Origin of the sequence: Mesorhizobium sp. M7A.F.Ca.MR.362.00.0.0 (assembly GCF_004023175.1) — a bacterium.
GTDB lineage: Bacteria > Pseudomonadota > Alphaproteobacteria > Rhizobiales > Rhizobiaceae > Mesorhizobium.
Genome location: NZ_RZTF01000400.1, coordinates 1 through 5,456 on the forward strand (window position 1 = coordinate 1; position 5,456 = coordinate 5,456).

The window sequence follows — 5,456 nt, forward strand, 5'->3', positions numbered from 1 at the left end:
ATCGTCTTCTGTCGAGATCATCGGCGGACAGAGCGCGAGCTGGTCGCCGATGGCGCGGAAGATGAGGCCTTCCTCGTGGCCGATTCCTGCTGCGATAGTCCCTGCACGCCCAACCTTGGCGAAGGGGCGTTTCGTCGCCTTGTCTGCCACCAGCTCCACGGCGCCGATAAGACCGGTGCCCCGCGCTTCGCCGACAAGCGGGTGATCGGCGAATGAGCGGATGCCGGCCTGGAACGACGTCTCAAGGCGGGCCGCGTTTCCGATCAAGTCCCGCTCCTCGAAAATGGCGAGGTTTTCGAGACCCACCGCCGTCGCGACCGGATGACCCGACGCAGTGAAGCCGTGGCCGAAATTGCCGATCGTTGCGGTGTTGTCGGCGATCGCTTGATAGATCGCATCGGAGAAAATGACGGCGGCAAGCGGCATATAAGACGACGTGATTTGCTTGGAGACCGTCATGATATCAGGCGTGAAGCCGTATTTCTGAGCGCCGAAGGGCGTACCAAGCCGCCCGAAACCACAGATCACCTCGTCTGCTATCAGAATGATATCATTTGCCCGGCAGATTTTCTCCACGCCTTCCCAGTACCCGACCGGCGGTGGCAGAACGCCGCCGGCTGCCATAAGCGGCTCGCCTATGAAGGCTGCGATGGTGTCAGCCCCTTCTTCCGCGATCACCGCTTCCAGCTCGGCGAGCAGGCGCGCCGTGAAGGCGGCTTCGTCTTCGCCTTCCATGCCGAAGCGATAGAAGTGCGGGCAGGTCAGGTGGCGAACGGGAATCGCCGGAAGATCGAAGTCGCGATGGTTGACCGGCAGGCCTGTCAGGCTGCCGGAGGCGACGGTGATGCCGTGGTAGCCCTTGGTCCGTGCCAGGAATTTCTTCTTTTTTGGCCGGCCCAGCGCGTTGTTCATGAACCACATCATCTTGACGATGGTGTCGTTGGCTTCCGAGCCCGACGACGTGAAGAAGACATGCGTCAGGTTTTCCGGCGTCATCTCCACGAGTTTCTCCGCGAGCCGGATGGACGGTTCATGCGCCTTGGAGGAGAAGGTGTGATAGTAGGGCAGCTTCAGCATTTGCTGATAGGCAGCATCGGCCAACCGCTTTTCCGAAAAGCCGACGCCCACCGACCACAGCCCGGCGAGCCCTTCGATGTATTCCTTGCCGCGTTCGTCATACACACGGATGCCGTCGCCGCGGCTGATGATCAGCGGCCCGGTTTGTTCGTGCTGACGCAGGTTTGTGTAGGGGTGCATGGTGGTGGCGATGTCGGCGGCGGCGAGAGAGTTGGAAAGCGCATCCATGGAAGTCCTCAGCGGCTTGGGGAAATGGTTCGGGCGGTGAGTTCGAGATAGTCCTCGATCCCATGCGTGGAGCTTTCACGATTCGGGAAACGAATCATGGCAGGCTGTTGGAATGGGTGTCGATGATCCGCCGCATCAGCGCGGCGACGTCGCGCGCATTCGGAGGATCGGAGTGGATGCAGACGGTGTCGAAGTCGACCGGGCGGATCGTACCGTCTGTCGTGACGAGTTCGCGTCGGGTAAGCGCCCCCACCATGCGATGCTCGGCAAGTGTCAGGTCGATGGCCGACTGGACGCGCGGGATGATCAGGCTGCCGCCGGGAGCGTAGGCAAGATCGGGAAAGAACTCGCCCACGAAGGCAACGCCGAGCTCGGCTGCCGCCGTCTCGTGACGGGTTCCCGCCAGGCCGAAGAGCGGGACGCCGAACGGCTTGACCGCCGCGGCAATTGCCCGGGCAGTGTCTATGTCGTGCGCGGCCATGCCGTAGATGATGCCATGCGGCTTGACATGGCTGAGCTGCCCGCCCTCGGCGGCCAGCATCCCCGTCAGAGCACCGATTTGGTAGAGGAAGGCGGCTGTCAGTTCCTCCGGTTGAAGTTTCATCTCGCGCCGGCCGAATCCCTCGCGATCGGGAAGGGACGGATGCGCGCCAACCTTCTTTCCGTGCGAAAGCGCGAGCCGCACGGTCTTCAGCATCGTCCATGGATCGGAGGCGTGGAAGCCGCATGCGATGTTGGCGCAATCGATGTGAGGCATGATGCCGGCATCGTCGCCGAAACGCCAGTTGCCGTAACTTTCCCCCATGTCGCAGTTCAGGGTGACCATGGTTTGCTTGCCTCAGCCCAGAGTGTTCGACGCCCAGCCGGGGGCGATGTGCGGGAATTCCGGCGGTGGTTCGCGCTCATGCAGCAGTCGAAGCACGCGCGGCGGCGTCAGTGGCAGCTGCCGCACCGGTTTGCCGATAGCGCGTGCCACAGCGCAGCCGATCGCGGCGCCCACGGCCAGGATCGGGACCTCGCCCGCGCCCTTGGTGCCTAGAGGCCCCATCGACGGTGCGCCCTCGTAGAGGTCGGCGGCGACCGGAACCACGTCCTGCGCCAGCGGCAGGCGATAGGTCTCGAAATCGTCCTGCGCGATGCGTCCGTCAGCGGTGATCGTCACCTCCTCATGCAGGGCGTAGCCGAGACCCTGCACGACACCACCCTGTATCTGGCCCATGACCGCGCGCGGGTTGAGTGCGCGGCCGACATCCTGCACCACGCGATAGGCCAGCACCTCGACATGACCGGTGTCCGGATCAACCGCCACCTCGGCCTCGTGAACGACGAAGACGGGGATGTCGAGCGCATCGATGAAGTGCCCCATCGCGCAGCCGGACATTGCCGGAGTGTTCCTGGCGGTAAAGGGTCCGCTTCCGGCGACCGGGCCGGTGGTTGCCTGCGCATGGGCGACGACAGCGGGGATCGACATGCCGGAACCGGGACGTCCCGTGATCTCGACACGACCATCCCGCACCACCAAGTCTTCCGGTCGGGTCTGGAGCATCTCACCGGCGGTCCGCAGCAGCTTCTCCCGCACTTCCGCGCAGGCAGCCACACTTGCCGCACCGATGGAGACGGTGGTGCGCCCACCGCCAACGCCGACATCGAGACCGGCGGCATCCGTATCGGCTTCGCGCACGATCACCTGGTCGGGAGCGAGGCCGAGCTGCCCAGCCACGATCTGCGGCAGGGATTGCACCATCGTGCCGGATCCGATCTCCACACCCGAGGTGACTAGCGTTGCGCTACCGTCGGCGTTCAAATTCACCGTCGCCGCCGAAGGCCCTACGAAAACAAACCATGTGCCGACCGTGGTTGCAATTCCATAGAGCCTGCCGTCGGCCTTGGCCTCTGATGTACCGGTACTGGCGCGTAACGCCTCCATGCGATCGAGCATCGGACCCAGCACATCGGCCTCGAAAACCTGGCCCGTGGCACCGAGATCGCCATCTCCCAGGACATTTTTCTTCCGGAACTCCATAGGGTCGAAGCCTAGCGCATCGCAGATTTCGTCGGTATGTCGCTCCAAAGCGAATGTGTTGTAGACGCCGTTGCAAGCTCGGAAAGCACCGTTGGGTGGTGTGTTGGTGTATACGGCGCGGCTGACGAGCCGCGTTGCGCCAACCCTGTAATTGCCGCCCAGCGTGTGCGCCGTCATCGTCGTCAGAAAAACCTGTTCGCCTCCATACGCGCCGCAGTCCATCAGCACGACCGCCTCGCGCCCGGCAATGTATCCTTCGGCAGTGACAGCGGACCGGATGCGGATTTCCGCATTCTCGCGGCAGAGGCAGGTTGCCATCTCTTCCTGCCGGGTATTTTCCAGGACCACCGTGCGCCCGGTCATTCGCGCCAGAAGTGCCGTGATAGGCTCGATGGATGCATCGAATTTCAGGCCGAACCCGCCGCCGACAGGGGGTACAGTGACCCGCACACGCCCGGGCGGAAGCTGCATGACCCTTCCGGTGACGTTGCGCACGGTCCAAGGCACCTGCGTCGAGGTCTGGATGTGAGCACGGCCGTCCTCCCAGGAGCCGATGGCAACGCGCGGTTCGAAGGGCACATGGTTCTGCCGGCCGACGGTGAAGCTGCTCTCGACAATGCGAATGTCGGGACGGGAGAAGGCCGCATCGACGTCGCCGCGACTGGATTTTGCCTCCCAGGCGATGTTGCCGGCACGTGCACCGCCCTCGGTGATCACCTCATAGCCGCGCCAGCCCTCGTGAACGAGACGGGCGGCGGGCTGGAGCGCTTCGGCCATGGTGGACACCGGTGCCAGCGGTTCGACCTCAAGCACGACGACTGCAAGCGCCGCCCGCGCCTGCTTCTCCGTTTCGGCGGCGATGACGGCGATTGGTTCGCCGTCATAGCGGATCGTGTCGATGGCCAGGAGCGGATGGTCGGCAATGCCGATGCCGTACAGCCCTGGCGCATCGGCGCCGGTCGCCACCGCGCGCACACCAGGAAAGCGAAGTGCTGCCGAAACGTCGAGCTTGCGGATCCGCCCAGCGGCAACGGTCGAGCGCAGCAGCACGGCATGCAACATGTCGGGGCGAACCCGGTCGTTGGTGTATTTCGTGCGCCCGCGCAGCTTGTCCTGCGCATCGCGGCGGGGAAGGTTCATCACCGTGGCGGACAGCTCAGACATGGATGCCTCTTACCACCTGGCCAGCCATCCGCGCTTGGTCGAGCCAGTCGGCCACGGCGTCGACGATCCGCTCATATCCCGTGCAGCGGCAGATGTTGCCGACCATCGCGGCCTTGATTTCGGGACGGCTCGCATGCGGATTGTCGCGCACGAACGCCGAAAGGCTCATGACCATTCCCGGGAAACACATGCCGCATTGCACGGCATCGGCCGCCTCGAAATTGGCCTGGAGCGGGTGCAGCGCCTGGTTTCCGGAACTCAATCCCTCGATGGTCGTCACCGCGCATCCCTGGACGAGGCCAATCGGCTTCAGGCAGGACGGCACCGCTTCATCGTCGACATGCACGGTGCACGCGCCGCAGAAGCCTTCGCGGCACACGGCTTTGGTCCCCGTCAGGAATCGTTCCTGCCGCAGGATGTCGACGAGCGGCGTCATCGGATCGCCATCAAAGCGGCAGTCCTCGCCATTCAGCTGGAATATCACGGTCATGCCAGGCCCCCGGTCTTGAGAAGTGCGGCAACACCGCGCTTGACCAGTGGCGCAAGAACCTGGCGCCGGTACCAACCCTCCGCTTCCTTGCCGTCGCGGCCCTGAAAATCATTGTGCTCCAGCGCAAGCCCGGCGGCGCGTTCCGGATCGAACGCAGAGGCCGAGTCCGCCGCCATGGCCTGTTCGAGCGCCGTCCAGCGCCGCGCTACCGGCTCCACCGACCCGACGGCGATGCGACATCGTTTGTCCTTGTCTACCGCAAGCGAGACGATGGCGACCGGATAGTCGCCGGCTTTTCGAAGCGGCAGGCGGATATGAGCGCTGGCGACAAGGTCGCGGCGCAGATGAATTCTCGTCACAATCGCTTCGGCCAGCAGCGCATGCCTGTCTTTGAGGAAATCCGAAATACCGATGAGTTTTGGGCCTTCGAACGTCTCCAACTCCACCGTCGCCTCACAGGCGAGAAGCGCGGGA

The 5,456-nt window shown here is 64.0% G+C and carries 4 protein-coding genes and 1 pseudogene; all 5 read right to left on the reverse strand.

Annotation, left to right across the window (positions count from 1 at the left end):
• Positions 1-1,305 (reverse strand): aspartate aminotransferase family protein (locus tag EOC06_RS31265; protein ID WP_164898830.1); only part of this gene is annotated, 1,305 nt, incomplete at its 3' end.
• 94 nt (positions 1,306-1,399) lie between these two features.
• Positions 1,400-2,131 carry a LamB/YcsF family protein gene (locus tag EOC06_RS31270; RefSeq protein ID WP_127317797.1) on the reverse strand — a complete coding sequence of 244 codons (732 nt, stop codon included), beginning with the start codon at positions 2,129-2,131 and terminating at the stop codon, positions 1,400-1,402.
• 12 nt (positions 2,132-2,143) lie between these two features.
• The gene (locus EOC06_RS31275) at positions 2,144-4,492 is read right to left on the reverse strand and encodes a xanthine dehydrogenase family protein molybdopterin-binding subunit (RefSeq protein ID WP_128309600.1); all 2,349 of its coding nucleotides are present in this window, start codon (positions 4,490-4,492) and stop codon (positions 2,144-2,146) included.
• On the reverse strand, positions 4,485-4,982 hold the full coding sequence (locus EOC06_RS31280) for a (2Fe-2S)-binding protein (protein WP_127396160.1): 498 nt from the start codon (positions 4,980-4,982) through the stop codon (positions 4,485-4,487). Before EOC06_RS31280 ends, EOC06_RS31275 begins: the two co-directional genes overlap by 8 nt.
• Positions 4,979-5,456, reverse strand: a pseudogene (locus EOC06_RS31285) (molybdopterin dehydrogenase); the annotation flags it as partial. The gene EOC06_RS31280 and the pseudogene EOC06_RS31285, both read right to left, overlap by 4 nt.